The sequence below is a fragment of the Pseudomonas fluorescens genome (genome assembly GCF_902497745.1).
Lineage (GTDB): Bacteria > Pseudomonadota > Gammaproteobacteria > Pseudomonadales > Pseudomonadaceae > Aquipseudomonas > Aquipseudomonas fluorescens_BM.
In genome coordinates this window covers 1-1,870 of the sequence record NZ_CABVHJ010000060.1, presented here as the reverse complement: position 1 = coordinate 1,870, position 1,870 = coordinate 1, and the positions used below count along the sequence as shown (strand labels likewise).

Sequence of the window (1,870 nt, the reverse complement as noted above, 5' to 3'; positions counted from 1 at the left end):
TGGATTCGGCAAAGCAGTTTCAGGTCGGCGTACTCCTTGAGCATCCCCCAATCAGTCCCTTCTCCCTGTTGGAGAGGGGACTGACCGAGTTGTTCTCACGCGGTGCACCGACTTGAGATATCGAGTCGACTATGGATTCGGTACAGCAGTTTCACGTCGGCGTAATTCTCAAATATCCCCCAATCAGTCCCCTCTCCCTCCGGGAGAGGGCTAGGGTGAGGGGCTGTTGATCTTGCGCTCGATGAGTCATTCACCACCTGAATAGCAGACAACCCCAAATCCCCAGCTAATCTTGTGCCCAGCTCCCACATCTATAAGAGGCTGCGCACGATGAGTCTGTCCCAGTTCAAAATCGCTCATAAACTGATCACCGGCGCTGCCGCCATCGAACAACTGGCCGCCGAACTCACACGCCTGGATATCGACAATCCGCTGATTGTCACCGATGCCGCGCTGGTCAAATCCGGCACGGTGGAGCTGGCGCTGGTGCAACTCGGCGGGCGCGATTACGAAATTTTCGACCGCGTACTGCCGGACCCGGAAATCGCCATCGTCGAAGACTGCATGCGCGTTTACCGCGAAGGCGGGCATGACGGTTTGATCGGCCTCGGTGGCGGCAGCGCCATCGACATCGCCAAGAGTGTCGCTGCGTATGCCGGTTACCACGGCGCACTGGAAGATCTGTTCGGTGTTGACCAGGTGCCACGCAAAGGCCCGCCGCTGATCGCCATTCCGACCACCGCCGGCACCGGTTCCGAAGTGACCAACGTCGCGATCCTTTCCGACAAAGTCGCGCAGTTGAAGAAAGGCATCGTCAGCGACTTTCTATTACCGGATGTCGCGCTGGTCAGCCCGCAGATGACTCTGACCTGCCCACGCAGCGTCACCGCAGCCAGTGGCGTCGACGCCTTGGTGCACGCCATCGAATCCTACCTGTCGGTGAATGCCTCGCCGATCACCGATTCGCTGGCCCTCGGCGCCATCAAGCTGATCGCCAAAGCCCTGCCCAAGGCCTACGCCAACGGCGCCAACCTGCAAGCGCGCGAAGACATGGCCACCGCCAGCCTGATGGCCGGTATGGCGTTCGGCAATGCCGGGGTCGGCGCGGTGCATGCGCTGGCCTATCCGCTGGGCGGGCGCTTCAACATTGCCCATGGCGTCAGCAATGCCTTGCTGCTGCCGTATGTCATGACCTGGAACAAGATGGCCTGCGTCGAGCGGATGCAGGATATCGCCGAAGCCATGGGGGTGAAGACCGCTCATCTGAGTGCAGCCGAAGCGGCAGACAAAGCTGTGCAAGCGATGACCGATCTGTGCGCAGCGGTAGAAATTCCTGCCGGCCTGCGCAGTTTCGGTGTCCCGGAAGACGCAATCCCGGCGATGGCCGTGGAAGCGGCGGGGATCGAGCGTCTGATGCGCAACAACCCGCGCAAACTCAGCGCTGTGGACATCGAGAAGATCTACCGCGCGGCTTATTGAGTCAGCGCCGGTCCTCCGTCATGGCACAACCCAATCATCGCGGTCACGGTGCGCGCTTGGAAACTTGAGGTATACAATGCGCGCCATCGTGATTTAGCTCAGAAAAGGTGCGTCATGCAGCCCTTCGTAATTGCTCCGTCGATTCTCTCCGCCGACTTCGCCCGCCTCGGCGAGGAAGTAGACAACGTTCTCGCCGCTGGCGCCGACTTCGTCCACTTCGACGTCATGGACAACCACTACGTGCCTAACCTGACCATCGGTCCGATGGTCTGCGCGGCATTGCGCAAGTACGGCATTACCGCGCCGATCGACGCGCACCTGATGGTCAGCCCGGTGGATCGCATCGTTGGTGACTTCATCGAGGCCGGCGCTACCTACATCACCTTCCACC

At 60.4% G+C, this 1,870-nt stretch carries 1 protein-coding gene and 1 pseudogene; both read left to right on the top strand.

Annotation, left to right across the window (positions count from 1 at the left end):
- Window positions 1-330: 330 nt before the first annotated feature.
- On the top strand, window positions 331-1,479 hold the full coding sequence (locus tag F8N44_RS31150; protein WP_150651628.1) for an iron-containing alcohol dehydrogenase: 1,149 nt from the start codon (window positions 331-333) through the stop codon (window positions 1,477-1,479).
- A 114-nt stretch (window positions 1,480-1,593) separates the two neighbouring features.
- Window positions 1,594-1,870 (top strand): annotated as a pseudogene (locus F8N44_RS31145) (ribulose-phosphate 3-epimerase); the annotation flags it as partial.

Bases quoted from the DNA above. Each gene is read 5' to 3' on its own strand.
- F8N44_RS31150 (WP_150651628.1), top strand. From the start codon at position 331: ATGAGTCTGTCCCAGTTCAAAATCGCTCATAAACTGATCACCGGCGCT.